Source organism: uncultured Leifsonia sp. (assembly GCF_945957465.1).
GTDB lineage: Bacteria > Actinomycetota > Actinomycetes > Actinomycetales > Microbacteriaceae > Leifsonia.
Genome location: NZ_CAMFLC010000012.1, coordinates 1 through 15,406, shown reverse-complemented (window position 1 = coordinate 15,406; position 15,406 = coordinate 1). Strand labels below are relative to the sequence as shown.

The 15,406-nt window shown below is 71.4% G+C and carries 13 protein-coding genes; 4 read left to right on the top strand and 9 right to left on the bottom strand.

Going from position 1 to position 15,406, the window contains the following annotated elements; all coding sequences use genetic code 11:
• Positions 1–67 precede the first annotated feature (67 nt).
• Positions 68–316, bottom strand: a complete 249-nt coding sequence (locus Q0Q23_RS07775) for a three-helix bundle dimerization domain-containing protein (protein ID WP_295121718.1) — start codon at positions 314–316, stop codon at positions 68–70.
• A 278-nt stretch (positions 317–594) separates the two neighbouring features.
• Between Q0Q23_RS07775 and Q0Q23_RS07770 the strand changes: the two genes are divergently transcribed.
• Entirely contained in the window at positions 595–2,040 is a 1,446-nt protein-coding gene (locus tag Q0Q23_RS07770; RefSeq protein WP_295121716.1) for an AAA family ATPase, read from the top strand.
• Positions 2,041–2,119: 79 nt separating this feature from the next.
• Here the strand turns inward: Q0Q23_RS07770 and Q0Q23_RS07765 are convergent, their stop codons facing one another.
• Both Q0Q23_RS07765 and Q0Q23_RS07760 read right to left on the bottom strand, forming a co-directional pair.
• Positions 2,120–3,307 carry a metallophosphoesterase gene (locus Q0Q23_RS07765; protein ID WP_295121714.1) on the bottom strand — a complete coding sequence of 396 codons (1,188 nt, stop codon included), beginning with the start codon at positions 3,305–3,307 and terminating at the stop codon, positions 2,120–2,122.
• A gap of 119 nt (positions 3,308–3,426) precedes the next feature.
• Positions 3,427–4,452: a LacI family DNA-binding transcriptional regulator gene (locus Q0Q23_RS07760; RefSeq protein WP_295121712.1), complete on the bottom strand. Its 1,026-nt coding sequence runs from the start codon at positions 4,450–4,452 to the stop codon at positions 3,427–3,429.
• Between the two features lie 121 nt (positions 4,453–4,573).
• Here Q0Q23_RS07760 and Q0Q23_RS07755 point away from each other — a divergent pair, with 121 nt between their 5' ends.
• The 3 genes from Q0Q23_RS07755 (at position 4,574) to Q0Q23_RS07745 (ending at position 9,744) form a co-directional block, all read left to right on the top strand.
• Entirely contained in the window at positions 4,574–6,016 is a 1,443-nt protein-coding gene (locus Q0Q23_RS07755; RefSeq protein ID WP_295121710.1) for a cytosine permease, read from the top strand.
• A complete protein-coding gene (locus Q0Q23_RS07750) occupies positions 6,013–7,668 on the top strand; it encodes an amidohydrolase (protein WP_295121708.1) in 1,656 nt (551 codons plus the stop codon). The genes Q0Q23_RS07755 and Q0Q23_RS07750 overlap by 4 nt, the downstream gene beginning before the upstream one ends.
• A 114-nt stretch (positions 7,669–7,782) precedes the next feature.
• Entirely contained in the window at positions 7,783–9,744 is a 1,962-nt protein-coding gene (locus Q0Q23_RS07745; protein WP_295121706.1) for a potassium transporter Kup, read from the top strand.
• 28 nt (positions 9,745–9,772) lie between these two features.
• Here Q0Q23_RS07745 and Q0Q23_RS07740 read toward each other — a convergent pair whose 3' ends face one another.
• The 6 genes from Q0Q23_RS07740 to Q0Q23_RS07715 form a co-directional block, all read right to left on the bottom strand.
• Positions 9,773–10,378, bottom strand: coding sequence for an alkylhydroperoxidase domain protein (locus Q0Q23_RS07740; RefSeq protein WP_295121704.1), 606 nt, complete (start codon positions 10,376–10,378; stop codon positions 9,773–9,775).
• Positions 10,375–10,962: a CMD domain protein gene (locus Q0Q23_RS07735; RefSeq protein ID WP_295121702.1), complete on the bottom strand. Its 588-nt coding sequence runs from the start codon at positions 10,960–10,962 to the stop codon at positions 10,375–10,377. Before Q0Q23_RS07735 ends, Q0Q23_RS07740 begins: the two co-directional genes overlap by 4 nt.
• Positions 10,963–11,000: 38 nt before the next feature.
• Positions 11,001–12,041 (bottom strand): putative FMN-dependent luciferase-like monooxygenase, encoded by a 1,041-nt coding sequence (locus Q0Q23_RS07730; RefSeq protein WP_295121700.1) that lies wholly within the window; start codon positions 12,039–12,041, stop codon positions 11,001–11,003.
• Positions 12,038–12,772 (bottom strand): ABC transporter ATP-binding protein, encoded by a 735-nt coding sequence (locus tag Q0Q23_RS07725; RefSeq protein ID WP_363316244.1) that lies wholly within the window; start codon positions 12,770–12,772, stop codon positions 12,038–12,040. Before Q0Q23_RS07725 ends, Q0Q23_RS07730 begins: the two co-directional genes overlap by 4 nt.
• A gap of 5 nt (positions 12,773–12,777) precedes the next feature.
• The gene (locus Q0Q23_RS07720) at positions 12,778–13,650 is read right to left on the bottom strand and encodes an ABC transporter ATP-binding protein (RefSeq protein WP_295121696.1); all 873 of its coding nucleotides are present in this window, start codon (positions 13,648–13,650) and stop codon (positions 12,778–12,780) included.
• Positions 13,647–15,406, bottom strand: a 1,760-nt coding sequence (locus tag Q0Q23_RS07715; RefSeq protein WP_295121694.1) for an ABC transporter permease, incomplete at its 5' end; no start/stop codon positions are given. The genes Q0Q23_RS07720 and Q0Q23_RS07715, both read right to left, overlap by 4 nt.

Genomic DNA, 15,406 nt, shown 5'->3' with positions numbered 1-15,406 from the left:
CCTAAAACGCGGTTTTAGGGGCGTTTGGGCGCCCTTCGCGGACCCCTCGGTGCCCGGGCGGGCGCCCTCAGGCGCCGCTCTCGCGGAGTTCCGCTTTGACCTCGTGCTCCACGAGCACGGGGACGAAGTCGCGAATCGGCGCTCCGTCGTACTCCTCGCTGTGCTCCTCCACCAGCCGGTCGATGTCCTCCCGCGGAACGTCGGGGAACTTCTCGCTGATGCGCTGGGCTGCGTGTTCGAGGGCGACCGATTCGTCGGCCGGGCCCTCGCGCGAGGAGCGCGTGGCCGCGTCGTTTCCGGGGTTCAGCTCGTCCATGCCGCCGATTGTGCCCCTTCTCGCCCCGAACGCAATGGGCCGCGCCCCGCGCGCCCCACGCGAGGGGCGCCCCAAGGGCGGCCGAAGGGCGGCCGAAGGGCGCGTAATTGCCCCTCAAGCGCGGTTTTAGGGGCGTTTGGGCGCCCTTCGCGGACCCCTCGGCGCACGGGGGCCGGATGGGAAAGCCCTGGGCAAGGGCTGGAACTCGCGATCGGAAAGGGCTACCGTCCACGGTCGGCCTGCGTGCGCCCCCGCCACGCCGGCACGGAAGGAGTCCCGTGGCCCTCAACCTGCCCCTGTCGCCCACTCTCAGCGCTCGCTTCGGCGCCGATGCCACCGGAGAGCTCATTGTCGACGGCGCGTCGGAGCGCTTCGTGGAGCAGAGCACCCAACGCCTGCGGGAGGTCGTCCTCAGCCGCGTGGGCGAGATCGCCGCCGCCGCCGGCCACCCGGTGCAGCTCATGGTGTCCGACGACGAGGGCGACTGGTTGCTCGCCGTGCACCCCGACGGTTCGATCGGCGACGAGGAGGAGCTGGCTCCCGAGGCGGACGCGGCGACTGCCCCTGCGCCCGCCCCCGCGCCCGCGCCCGCGCCCGCGGCGACCTCCCCATCCGCCGGGCTCTTCGCGGGGTCCTCCCCCGAGCGCGCGCGCCCCGACCACGTGAGCCCCGACCTCGCACGCCCAGACTTCGCACGCCCAGACCTCGCGCCCGACACCCCCGCCGATTCGTCCGCCGATTCGTCCGCCGACGGCTCCGGCACCTCCACCGGCGAGCCTGTCGCGTTGCCACCCCGCACCGGCCCGGAGCGCGAGTCCTTCCTCTACGTGGAACGGCCCCGACCCGACCGCGCGCGGCGGGGCGTCCGCGGGGCGCTCGCGCGTGCGGGCTTCCCGCTCGAGCCCTCCGCCGCCGAACGCCGCGAGCGAGCGGAGCTCGACGCGGTCAGCCGGCACTGGGCCGGCCCGCGCACGATCGCCATCGTCAACGGCAAGGGCGGCGCGAACAAGACCCCGACGACCGCTCTGCTGTCGGCGGTCTTCGCGCGCAACGGCGGCTCCGGTGTGCTCGCCTGGGACAACAACGAGACGCGAGGCACGCTCGGCTGGCGCACGGAGCAGGACGAGCACGACGCCACAGTGCAGTCACTGCTCCCGGCGACGGACTCCCTGCTCTCGGCGGAGGCCCGCACGGCCGACATCGGGCATTACGTGCATCACCAGAACGCCGACAAATACGACGTGCTGCGCTCGAACCCGACGATGCTCGCCACCGAGCAGCGGATCTCCTCCGCCGACTTCGACCGCCTGCACACGGTCGCCACCAAGTTCTACCGGCTCGTGTTCATCGACAGCGGGAACGACGAGTCGGCCGAGCGCTGGCTGCGGATGATCGACCATACCGACCAGCTGGTCATCGCGACCACCGCCCTGGGCGAGCACGCGGAAGCCGGCGCGCTCCTGCTGGAGGCCCTGCTGCAGCGCGACGCGAACTCGGCGCGGCTGGCCCGCGACGCCGTCGTCATCGTGTCGCAGTCCGAGCGCACCGGGCCGGCGTCCGACGTCCGCCGGGTCGCTGCGGGGTTCGAGCCGCTCGCCCGTCGCGCGGTGACCATCCCATTCGACCCGGAGATGCACGGCGGCCGCCTGTCTTTCGACACGCTCGCCCCGCGCACCCGCCGGTCCTGGCTGCACGCCGCCGCCGCCGTCGCCGAAGGCCTCTAGCCGCGCGCACATTCGTCACGAATGTCGCGATTCGTGGCACGAAAAGCGACATTCGTGACGAATGTCTGCGGTCTGCGGGTCAGCCGCGGCAGGTTCCGGAGCCGGTGTCGGAGTAGTTCAGGACGCTGGCGGGCTGGCCCGCCCCGGCGAGCGCCGGCGTGTACGAGTACGAGTAGCCGTGCTCCTTCAGCGTGAGCTTCATCGTCCCGTAGCCCTGGTCGAAGCCGGTCAGCACGTTGCTGTTGGCGTAGCTGCCGTCGGCGTTCTTCGCGAGCGTGTCGAGCGCCTCGCCGCCGCTGCCGACGATGAACTCCGGGATGCCGCGCTTCGGGTCGTACTGCCCGGCCGGGTTCATCGGCTTCAGGTGGGCGTACGCGTGCTCGTGCCCGTTGAGGACGAGCGTCGCGTGGTCGGCGTAGAGCAGCTTCCACCAGGCGTCCGCGACCTGGCCCTCCTGGCCGCCGGCCCCCGGAGCCGAAGCGGCGACCGTCGACGTGGAGGCGGTCGTCGCGCTGAACGTCGGCTGGTGCCAGTACGCGATCGTGCACTGCTGCTGGTTGCGCTTCAGGTCGGCGGCGAGCCACGCGGTCTCCTGCGCCAGCAGGCCGCTGTCGGTGGTGGAGCAGTCGTTGCCGAACGCGGGCGAGTTGCACTCGACGTTGAGCGAGATGATGTGCCAGTTGCCGAGGTCGTACGAGTACCAGCCCTGGTCGGCGGAGGTGTCGTCACCGGCCTGGCCCGACGCGTTGGGCGTGCCGGCCTGGTCGTGGCCGTTGAAGTAGGCGAAGTAGCCGTTGCCGTTCTGGCCGGCCTCGTTGTCGCCCTTCTTCGTGTAGGGGTAGTACTCGTGGTTGCCCGGGGCCGGCTTCTCCAGGAACTTCAGACCTCCCCAGGCCTGCTCGAACGAACCCTCGAAGTCGCTCAGCTTGCCGACCTGGTACTGCTCGTCGCCGAGGAGGGCGACGGCGTCCGGCTTCATCGCGTCGGCCTGCTTCGCGGTCGCGAACTCGGCGTCGTAGCCGCCGAGGTTCGGGCTGCCGCACTTGAGTGCAGCCGGGTTCGACGCATTGTCGGCGTCGCCCGGCTCGCACGCGATGTCGCCGACGGCGGCGAGCGTGTAGGTCTTGTCGTTCCGGGCCTTGACGGCGTGGTCGTACGGCCAGCCGTTGTCGATCGCGGGCGCGGCGACAGCGGCGGCGGTGCCGAACAGCGTGATCGCGGCGACGCCGGCGACGACGAAGGTGAACGTGCGGGCACGAGATCGCATCGTGAGCTCCTCCTGAGTGACGAGTGTGAGTTCACCCGGTTGAAGCGAGCCTCGATTCCGGGAGCGACGGCCCGGTGAACCGGCGCCGACCGGCCGGTGAACGGTCTCTGCGGACCTTCTCAGACTCCGGGTCGCGCCGTGGAGCGACGGGCGACGATGCGACCGTGGTCCGGCACCGGCACCGAGAGGTCGAGCCCGGGTTCGAGCTGGCGCAGCAGAGCGGCGGCCGCCTGCCGGCCCAGCGGTTCCGGCAGCAGGTCCACCGAGGTGATGGACGGTTCGGTGTTGCGGAGTCGCTCTGCGTCCGATCCGCAGATCACGCGGATGTCGTCGGGCACCCGGACGCCGCGCTCCAGGAACCGGTCGACCAGGCCGCGCGCATGGTCGCTCGTCTGGCAGTACACGCCGTCCGGGCGGACGGGGAGGGCGAGGAGCTCGTCCGCCGCCTGCGCTCCCGCCTCGCCACCGTCGAGCTCCACGGCGTGGACGACGAGCTCCGGTGCGCCGGCCTCCCGCATCCGTTCACGGTAGCGCTGCTCGGTCGCCGTGTTCCACTCGATCGGGTCGTACCCGGTGACCAGCGCGACGCGCGTCGCGCCGGCCTCCGCGAGGTGCTCGAGCACGCGGTCGGTGATCATCGGGGTCGCGATGTCGACGACCCGGGGATCGTCCGGGTCGTTCACGTCGGCGCCGACCAGCGTGTACGGCGTGCGGCTCGCGCGGAGGGAGGCGACCAGGGGGTCGTCGGCGACCGGGTCGGTGATCACGAGACCGTCGCACGCGTACGCGGTCACCGACCCTCCCGGCACGGTCGGGTCGGCCACGAGCATGAGGGCGTAGCCGTGCTCCAGGCAGGTGAGGGCTGCGGCGCCGGCGAATCGCGGAAAGTAGTCGACGTCGCCGACGTGCTCCGGGTGCGCGCCGACGGCCGGCCGCAGCACCAGGCCGACCACCCCGAGCCGGCTGCGGCGCAGGCCGCTCGCCACGACATCGGGATGATAGCCGAGCTCGGCCGCGGCCGCACGCACGCGTGCCTGCGTCGCGGTGTTCACCACCCCGTTGCCCGAGAACGTGTGCGACACGGTGGTCACCGACACGCCTGCGCGTCGGGCCACATCGCGGATGGTCGAACGCTCTCGGGCCACCCCCGCAGTCTATTTCTCGGAATCCGCTTGCCCAAATCGTTTTGGATACGTAGCGTGCCCTCCGACGCGGACGACGACGTTCCGCGCACCGAGCGCTTCTGCAGAATGACCTGGAGGACCCGTGTCAGACCGATCACCCGTCGAGACCCTGTCGGAGGAGTCAGCGTCGACGACCGACATCGACAGCGCCACACGCGTCGAGACGCATGGCATCGACTTCATCCCGGAGAGCGAGCGCCACGGCCGCGCCCGCGACCTGTTCGCCGTCTGGGCGGCGCCGAACGTCAACTTCCTGGCCGTCGTGGTCGGGGCGACCCTCATGGTCATGGGCCTCAGTCTCTGGGAGGCCCTCGCCGTCATCGTGATCGGCAACGTCTTCTCCATCATCACCGGCATCGTCGCCGGCTCCGGCCCGGCGGCCGGCACTCCCAGCGAGGTCATCACCCGCGCGATGTACGGCATCACCGGCAACCGGTTCAACGTCGCGATCGCCGGCTGGCTGATCAGCGTCTGCTACCTCGCGATCAACTGGGCCGCGGCGACCACCGTCGCCGTCGGCCTGCTCGGACGCGTCGGCGTGCCCTCGACCGGCTGGACCATCGCCATCAGCGCCGTCGTCATCGCCGCGGCGACCATGGTGATCAGCGTGTACGGCCACGGGCTGATCATGCGGCTCTACCAGCCGCTCGCCGTCCTGCTCGCGCTGATCTTCGCGGTCATGGCGATCTTCGTCGTCAGCGGGGCGCACTGGAGTTTCGCCCCGGCGAAGCCGCTCTCCGGCGTCGAGCTCGTCGCGATGATGGCCGCCGGTGTCGCGCTCGTCGCCTCCGCCCCGCTCTCGTACACGAACAGTGCGGACTTCTCGCGCTACCTGCCGTCCGGCACGCGCGTGCGCGACGTGGCGCTGTGGACCACGCTCGGCCTCGTGATCCCCGGCATCCTGGCGACGTTCGTGGGCAGCCTGGCGGCGAGCGCGGTCGACATGACGTCGCCGGAAGCGGGACTCGAGAAGTTCCTGCCGTCGTGGTTCGCGCCGATCTTCCTCATCTCGGTCATCGTCGGCACCATCGCCAACAACGCCATGACCGCCTACAGCTCGGGGCTCGCGCTGCAGGCCGTCGGCATCAAGCTCCCCCGCTCCCGCACGGTGCTGCTGGACGGCACGGTCGGGGTCGCCATGACGCTGTTCGCGCTCCTGGTCTGGAACTTCCTCGACAGCGTCTCCAGCGCCCTCCAGCTGGGCGTCACGATCCTCGCCCCGATCATGGGCGTCTACCTCGCCGACATGCTGTGGCGGCGCAACCGCTACGACGGGCCGGCTCTCGCCGACGACTCCCGCGGCAGCCGGTTCTGGTTCAGCGGCGGCTTCCACCTCGCGGGCGTCGTGGCCGTGCTCGTCGGCATCGGGGCCTCGCTGCTGTGCAGCGCGACGCTCGTGTTCGTCGGGCCGGTCGCGGCCGCGATGGGCGGCATCGACCTCTCCGTGCCGGTCGGCCTCATCGTCCCGTTCGTCGTCTATCTCGTCCTGGTGCGCTCGTCGCGCCTCTCGAAGGAGTCCCTGTGAGCAGCCTGACCCACTACCGCGGCGGAGCGGTCTTCACCTCGGACGTCCAGCCCTGGGCCGAGTCGATCGTCGTGGAAGACGGCCGCATCGCCTTCGTCGGCGACACCGTCACCGCCGACGCGTTCCCGGTCGACGAGACGGTGGAGCTGGACGGCGCGGTCGTCCTCCCGGGCATCGTCGACGCGCACACCCACCTCGTCAGCCTCGGCGAGTCGCTGACCCAGGTCGATCTGCAGGACGCCGCGGACGTGGCCGGGATCCAGTCCCGGCTGGGGCAGGCCGCGGCGGCCGCCCCGGATGCCGCCCGGCTGTTCGGCCGCAGCTGGCTGTTCTCGGCTCTCGGCGGCCGCGCGCCCCACCGCGACCTGATCGACGCGGTCGTCGCCGATCGCCCTGTCTACCTGCACGCCAACGACGTCCACTCGGCCTGGGTGAACAGTGCGGCGCTCGCCGAGCTGGGGATCGACGCCGACACGCCCGACCCGCTGGGCGGCCGGATCGAGCGGGACGCCACCGGGGCCGCGACGGGATGGCTTCTCGAGAGCGCGGCGCTCGGGCTGATGCTCGACCGGCTCGACGGGCTCGTCTCGGACGCCGAGCGCGAGCACGCCCTCCGCGCCGCCTTCGACTCCTATCTGGAGGCCGGCGTCACCGCGGCCGTCGACATGGCGCTTCGCGAGTCGGACCTCCGCGCGCTCGCCGCCGTGCAGGCCGAGGGCGACGGCACCCTGCCGATGCGCGTCGCCGCCCACTGGGTCGTCAACCGCACCGGCACCACCGCGGGCGACCTGGCCGGGGTCGCGCGAGCGATCGAGCTGGCCGCCGAGCACCCCGGCCCGTGGCTCCGCGTCACCGGCATCAAGCTGTTCGTCGACGGCGTGATCGACAGCTGCACCGCCGCGATGCGCTCACCCTTCGCCGACGGCTCCCGGCCGGACGCGCTGTGGGACCTGCCCTCCCTCTCGGCCGTGGTGACGGCGGCCGACGCCTCGGGCCTCCAGGTCGCGATGCACGCGATCGGGGATGCGGCCTCCGCTCTCGCCCTGGACGCCCTCGAGGCGGCCGTCGCGGCGAACGGTCCGCGCGCGGATCGCCGGCACCGGATCGAGCACCTCGAGACGGTGGATGCCGCCACTCCGGCACGTCTGGCCCGCCTCGGCGTGATCGCCTCGGTGCAGCCCGTGCACAGCGACCCCGCGATCCAGCAGAACTGGCGTGCGATGCTCGGCGATGAGCGTGTCGAGCGCGGTTATCCGTGGGGCGAGCTCGCCGACGCCGGCGCCACCATCGCGCTCGGGACCGACGCGCCGACGGCGCCGTACGGCCCGTTCGCGAATCTCTACATCGCCGCGACCCGCCGCTCGTCATCCGACCCGAGCCTGCCGGCGAACCTCCCGGCCAACGCGATGGCGGTGGCCGACGCCGTGCGCCGGGCCACGCGCGACGCCGCATACGCCTCGCGGTGGGACGGGGAGCTCGGCGTGCTGCGCACCGGAGCGGCGGCCGACTTCGTCGTCATCGACACGGACCCCTTCCGCGACGGTCCGGAGGCGCTGCTCGGCGCGACGGCCCGCCTCACCGTGCTCGCGGGCGCGATCGTGCACTCCGTCGACGGGGCGGCAGTGCGGGCGTCGAGAGCGACGCCCGCGTGAGCGGCCCGGGAGCGGCCGGTGACCGGTCGTCGCGGAGACTCTCAGACGCCCGGCGTCACTCGCCGCGCCGTTCGTGCATCAGCACCGCGCCGCAACCGGGGTAGCGTGTCCCGCGTGCACGAGAAACACCCGGCCGTCACGCACGAAGACGTGGACGACGAGACACCCGCTCCGGTGCGGACGGATCGCCGCAAGAGAGTCCTGTACGCCGCAGCCCTCGCCGCGCTCGGCGTCGTGTTCGGCGACATCGGCACCAGCCCGCTGTACGCGCTGAAGACCGTCTTCCTCCTCGACAACGGAGCGGTGCGTGCGCAGCAGGACGACGTGTTCGGCGTGATCTCGCTGATCTTCTGGAGCGTCACGATCATCGTGTCGATCAAGTACATCGGCATCCTGATGCGTGCCGACAACGACGGCGAAGGCGGCGTGATGGCTCTCGCCGCGCTCGCGCAGCGGCTCTACGTGTCGAGGGCCGGCAAGGCCGGCACCCTGCTCGTGATCGGGATCGTCGGCGTCGCCCTGTTCTACGGCGACTCGATCATCACCCCCGCGATCAGCGTCCTGTCGGCGGTCGAAGGCCTCCACGTCACCGTCCCGGCGATCTCGCACCTCGTCATCCCGATCGCGGCGGTCATCCTGGTCGCGCTCTTCGCGGTGCAGCGCTTCGGCACCGGAAGGGTCGGCGTGCTGTTCGGCCCGGTGATGGTGCTGTGGTTCGTCGCCATCGCCGTGGCCGGGCTGGCGATGGTCATCCGGTTCCCCTCGGTGCTGCTCGGTCTCTCACCGACCTACGCCATCGCCTTCATCCTCGAGCGCCCGGTGCTGTCTTTCGTCGCCCTGGGCGCCGTCGTGCTCGTGATCACCGGCGCGGAGGCGCTCTACGCCGACATGGGACACTTCGGCCGCACGCCGATCAGCCGGGCTTGGTTCTTCCTGGTGTTCCCGGCGCTCGTGCTCAACTACCTCGGCCAGGCCGCCCTCGTGCTGCACGACCCGGCCGCGCGTGCCAATCCGTTCTTCCTCCTGATCCCGGACTGGGGTCGGCTCCCGATGGTCATCCTCGCCACCGCCGCGACCGTCATTGCCAGCCAGGCCGTGATCTCCGGCGCGTACTCACTCTCGCGGCAGGCGGTACAGCTCGGCCTCCTGCCGCCGTTGAAGATCCAGCAGACCTCGCTGCGCGAGGGCGGCCAGATCTACATGCCGGCGGTCAACATCCTGCTGTTCATCGGCGTCATGGCGGTGACGCTCTCGTTCGGTTCGTCCGACCGGCTGTCGACGGCGTACGGCATCTCGGTGACCGGGGCGCTGGTCGTCGACACCGTCCTGCTGCTGCTGGTCGCCCGCCCGCTCTGGCACTGGGCTCCGTGGAAGATCGTGCTCGCCGCGGTCGCCTTCGGCGGCCTGGAGCTGACGTTCCTGGCGGGCAACCTCTCCAAGATCATCAACGGCGGCTGGGTGCCGCTGCTGATCGCCGGCGTCGTCATCCTCGTCATGACGACCTGGCGGCGCGGCAGGCAGCTGGTGCAGGCCGACCGCAAGCGCAAGGAGGGGTCGATGGCCGCCTTCGTGGAGGAGGTGCGCCGGATGCGCCTGCCGCGGGTGCCCGGCATCGCGATCTTCCCCCACCCGAGCAAGGAGACCGTGCCGCTTGCTCTGCGCGCCAACGTCAAGCACAACCACGTGCTGCACGAGCACGTCATCATCGTCTCGGTGAGCTTCGCACAGGTCCCCCATGTCCCGGCCGAGGAGGCTTTCGAGCGCGACACCCTCGGCTACGCGGACGACGGGATCGAGTTCCTGAGCGTCCGGTTCGGCTTCTCGGACGATCCGGACATCCCCCGCGCGCTCCGCACCGCCGTCCGCGTCGGAGCGCTGCCGCTCGACTCGGCCAATTTCAAGAAGGCGTCGTACTTCATCTCGCGTGGCGCGATCCGGGTCACCCGCCAGAAGGGGATGGTGCCGTGGCGCCGCAGCCTGTTCGTGGCGCTGGCGCACAACGCGGCCGACCCGGCCGCCCGGTTCGGCCTCCCGGCCCTGCGCACGGTCACCATGGGCAGCGACGTCGAGATCTAGGGCCGCCACCTCCGGAGTTCCGGACGCCCTATTCCGCCGGCAGGGTGGGCTCGCCCAGCGACAGCATGAGGCGGTTCGCCCAGTTGAAGAACGCGGCGCCGTTGATCGCGTCGATGATCGCCACGTCGTCGAGGCCCGCCTCGCGCAGCGCCCGCACGTGGGACGCATCGAACTCGGCCGGGATGCGGGTGAGCGCGACAGACGCGTCGATCACCGCGCGCCACTGCGGGTCGTCCTGCGGCGCTGCGGTCCCCTCGTCGAGCAGGCGCTGCACGTCCTCCGGGCGCTTGGAGTGGTGGCTCGCGAAGCGCGAGTGCACGGAGGCGCAGAAGATGCACCCGTTGGTGCGGGAGGCCGCCGTGGCCGACAGCTCGCGCAGCGCGCGGGTCAGCCCGCCCTTCTCGTTGTAGAAGATGTCGTTGTCCGCGCGGGTGCGCGCGCCCAGGATGTCCGGGTCGCGCACGAGCAACCGGAAGTACGGGCTGTTCGCCCGGCCCTTGTCGACGAGTCCTGCGTAGTGGCGTTCGGTCAGCTCCTCCAGCGGCAGCGGCTCGAGCCAGGCCTCCCAGCCCAGCTGCTCCCGTGTGAAGCGGTCCGGCGCCTCGGTGCCGGGACGGGTGATCGTCTCGCTCATGCGAGCTCTCCTTTCAGGACGGTGAGCCCCGCGACCACGCGGAGCTGGAAGCTGAGGAAGGCGACGAGTTGCGACAGCGTCACGATGCCGGTGGTCGACCAGCCGGCATCGAGCAGGTGCTGGAGGGCGTCGGGCGACGCGTCGCGCGGCCGGTAGACGAGCAGATGCGTGTGGGCGAGCGCGGCGGCCAGGCGCGGCCCGGCAGCGGAGGCGAGCCCGGCCTGCGGCGCCCAGTGCAGGCCGTCGACGTTCTCGACGGTCAGCGGTCCTTCCGGGTAGTCGCCGTACGGACCGTCGGTCAGCGCACCCGGGAGGGCCGCCTCCAGCGCGTCGAGCAGCGCGGCATCCTCAGCGGCCAGCAGGTCGCGGTAGAAGGCGGCGGCGGGCGACGTCGACAGCGCGACCGTCCAGTAGGCGACGGCGAGCCGCGCGCGCTGGTCCACCTCCGTCGGTTCGTCGGAGCGCAGCAGCGCGTCGAAGGCGGCCTGCGCGTTCGCGCGCGCGCTGGGACGCTGGTCGCGCAGCGTGTCGAGCGCGTCGCCCGGCTGGATGCCGACCAGCTGGTCGATGACATCGGCGGTCATGGAGGTCCTTTCGGTGGGGTCGGATCGGAGGGAGTGGCTCAGTTCACCGCGACGGCGTCCGCCGGCGACCAGTCGAGCAGCTCGCGCCCGACCCGGGCGGTGAGCTCGATGGAGCGCAGCACGGTCTCGTGCGGCGGATCCACCGGGTGCGGCTGGAACGCCACGTCGGTCGCGCGCGCCAGGATCGTGTCGGCGGCGAGCGCGGCGAGCACCTGCTCCGGCGTGCCGATGTGGATGTCGAGCCAGGCGAGCAGTTCGGCGTCGGTGGTCCCGGCCGGGATCGCCAGGCCCTGCGCGTCGACGAACGACCGGCCGCGATCGATCCCGCGCCGCACCCACGAGGCCGCCTCGGCCTCGGTGTCGACCAGCAGCACCGAGCGCGAGGCGAGGATGCGGGGCGCGACCCCGTCGGGCAGCGCGGCGAGGTACGCGTCGACCACGGCCTCCTGCACCTGCGGCGACGACGGCGCCGCCCACTCCCTGCGCGGCTGGGTGCGCGAGAGCATGAGCCCGTTGCCGCGGCGGCCGATGCGGGCGGCCCCCTCGGCCGAGAAGGTGGCCTCCCAGATCACGTCGACCAGCGACGGCGCCGCCGGGTACAGCGCGCCGCCGTCTGCGGTCAGCGGCTCGCCGTGCAGGGCGGACACCAGCGCCTCCCGGTGGCGGTCGTAGATCGCGGCCCGGTCGGCCGGGTCGTGCCCGAACGGCGGGAACGACGACGGCGTTCCGCCGGAGCCGATCCCGAGCTCCAGCCGGCCGCCGGAGAGCAGGTGCAGCACGGCGGCGTCCTCGGCCACGCGCAGCGGCGCCTCCAGCGGCAGGGTCACGATTCCGGTGCCGAGCCGAATGCGGGAGGTCAGGGCCGCCGCCTGCGCCAGCAGCACGAACGGCGACGGGAGGCCGCCCTCCGCCTCGTGGAAGTGGTGCTGGGCGACCCAGACCGTGTCCAGCCCCACCTCCTCCGCACGCACGAACTGCGCGAGCGCATTGCGGTAGCGCTGCAGCGCCGTGCCGTCGTCGAGCAGCCGGGTGAAGAACCCGAGCCGCCGGCGTGCGCCCTCCTGAGTGGTCGTGGTCATTCGCGGGCCGCCTTTCCCAGATAGGCCTCTTGGATCTGCGGGTCGTCGAGCAGCTCGCGCGCCGTGCCCTGCAGCACGATCGCGCCCGTCGCGAGCACGTAGCCCCGGGAGGCGATGGAGAGCGCCAGCTCGGCCTGCTGCTCCACGAACAGGACGGCCACGCCGAGCTCTGTGTTGATGCGCATGATCTCGTCGAGCACCTGGTCGACGAGCTTGGGCGAGAGGCCCATGGTCGGTTCGTCCATGCAGACGAGCCTCGGCCGGCTCATCAGGGCGCGGGCGAACGCGAGCATCTGCTGCTCTCCGCCGGAGAGCGTGCCCGCCTGCTGCCTGCGCCGCTCGGCCAGTCGCGGGAAGTGGGTGCGCATCCGGTCGAGGTCCTCGGCGATGGCCGCCCTGTCGGCCCGCGAGCGCGAGCGCCTGGTGTACGCGCCCGCGATCAGGTTCTCGTCCACCGTCAGCTCGGGGAAGACCCGGCGCGCCTCGGGCACCGACGCGATCCCGGCCGCGACCCGGCGCCGGGTGGAGGCGTGCGTGACGTCGTCGCCCGCGAACCGCACCGTGCCCGATTTCGGCCGCACGAGACCCAGGATGGTCTTCATCGTCGTGGACTTGCCGCTCGCGTTGCCGCCGAGCAGCGAGACGATCTCGCCCTCCCCCACCGTCAACGAGTTGCCGCGCAGGGCATGGAACGGTCCGTAGTAGACGTCGACGTCCTCCAGTGCGAGCAGCTCGCTCATGCCAGGTCCACCCCTCCGAGGCCCCGGCGGCGGCCGAGGTACGCCTCCACCACCGCGGTGTCGCGGCGCACCTCGTCGGGGGGTCCCTCCGCGATGATGCGACCGCCGTCCATGACGATCACGCGGTCGGAGACGGTCATCACCAGGTCGAGCTTGTGCTCCACGAGCAGGATGCTCTGCCCGGCCGCCTTCAGTTCGAGCAGCTGGGCGAGCACCTCGGCGGTCTCCGACTGGTTCATGCCGGCCGTCGGCTCGTCGAGCACCAGCAGCTTCGGCGCCGGCGCCAGCGCGCGGGCGATCTCGGTGCGCCGCCGGTTGGCGTAGCTCAGCGAGTACGCCGGGTCGTCGCGGCGCGGTCCGAGGCGCGTCTCGAACCGGTCGATCTCCGACGCGACGACCGCGTCGATCGCGGCGCGTTCGCGACGGGAGGCCGGGGTGCCGGCGATCGCGATGTACAGCTCCGCGAGCAGCGGGATCCAGCGCAGCAGGAACACGTTCGACAGCCTGCGGAACGGCCGGTGCGCGCGCAGCGTGGTGTGCAGGCCGACCTCGATGTTGTCGGCGACCGACAGCGTCGCGAACACGCGTCCGTTCTGGAACGTGCGCGCGATGCCGTGCTCGGCGATCCGGGCGCTGTCGGCGCGCTCGATCCGCTCGCCGTCGAGGGTGATGGTGCCGCCGTTCGGCCGGATGGCGCCGGTGACCAGGTTGAGCGTCGTGGTCTTGCCCGACCCGTTCGGGCCGATGATCGACACCACCTCCCCGCGGTGCACCGCGAACGAGATCCCGTCGACGGCTTTCAGCCCGTCGAAGTGACGTTCCAGCTTCTGGACGCTCAGCAGCGTCCCGGTCGGAGCTGATGCGCTCATGAGTTCCTCACCAGGATGCCGCCGGGGCGGAAGCGGACGACCAGGATGAGCACCAGGCCGTAGACGATGATGCGCAGCTCGGGCGTGAACCGCAGCAGCTCCATCGCACCGATCAGCACGATCGAGCCCACCACGGCGCCGTACGGGAGGCTGACGCCGCCCAGGATCACGATGGTCACCACGAGCAGCGACATCAGCATCGTGAAGATGGTCGGGTCGATGTAGGTGTACTGGTGCGCGAGCAGCGAGCCGCCGATCCCGGCGAAGAAGCCCGAGACCGCGAAGGCGAGGGCTTTGTAGTCGCGGCCGCGCACGCCCGACGACAGCGCGGCCACCTCGTCGGAGCCGACCGACGAGATCACCTTCCCGAGGTGCGAGCCGCGCAGCCTCCACATCACGAGCAGCGTCACGGCGAGCACGCCGAAGTCGATCCAGTAGTACGCCTGCGGGGTGTTCAGCGGTGTGCCGAACCACTCCGGCACGGGGATGTTGTAGAGCCCCTGCGGCAGGATCAGCTGGATCACGGCGACGATCGCGATGCCCAGCCCGAGCGTCGCGATGGACACGTAGTGACCCTTCACGCCCCAGATCGGCGAGGCCAGGATCGACGCGACGACGGCCGCGGCGATGCCGGCGAGCGGCAGGGCCACCCAGAACGGCACATGGACGTACAGCGTGAGCAGCGCGGAGGCGTACGCGCCGATCGCGATCGGGCCGGCCTGGCCGAGAGCGAGCACGCCGGCCTGCCCGGCGGTCACGGTGAAGCCGGCCGCGATGATCGCGTACACCAGCACCTGGGTGCCGGTCGTCACCAGGTAGTCGTTGCCGAACACGGGCACGACGAGCCCCAGCACCACGAACGCGAGCGGCCACACCCAGCGCGGGATGCGCAGCGGGCGGCCCTTGCCGAGGAAGGTGCCGGTGAGGGGCTCCGTCGAGATCAGCGGCACCCTGCCGAAGAGGCCGCCCGGCCGCACGATCAGCACGACGATCAGGATGACGAAGACGATGATCTCGCGGGCCGTGTCGCCGAAGAAATGGATGCCGAAGGCCTCCAGGACGCCGAGGACGAAGCCGCCGATCACGGCTCCGACGAGCGAGCCCAGGCCGCCGAGCGTGGCGGCCACGAACGAGGTGAGGCCGACATCCAGCCCGGAGCTCGGGTTCGCCACGCCGACGTACAGGGCGATGAAGACCCCGGCGAGGCCGCCCAGAGCGGAGGCGATCACGAACGAGACGTGCTGCACCTGCCCGACGGGGATCCCCATCTGCAGTGCGGCCTCCTGATCCTGCGCGGTGGCGCGGATGGCCCTGCCGACCTTGCCGTACTTCAGGAACACGGTCATCACGACCATCACCGCGGCGGTCGTGCCGAGCATCACCAGGTCGGAGGTGCCGAACCGCATGTTTCCGATGTGCAGATCGGAGGTCGGCAGCACCTCGGGGAAGACCCGGAACTGCGCCGTGAAGGCGACCTGCGACGCGTTGTCGAGGATGAGGGAGATGGCGTAGGTGGAGAGCATCGCCGCCAGCGGCAGGTACTTCGCCAGCGGACGGACCACGGCCACGTTGATCAGCAGCCCGAGCGCACCGCAGATCGCGAGGACGAGCAGAAGGGCCGGCCAGAACGGCAGTCCCAGCTTGACGACGAAGAACCACGACAGCATCGCGCCCAGCCCGAAGAACGAGAACTGGGCGAAATTGACGACGTTCATGACGCCGAAGACGAGGGAGATGCCGACCGCTCCGAGGGCGT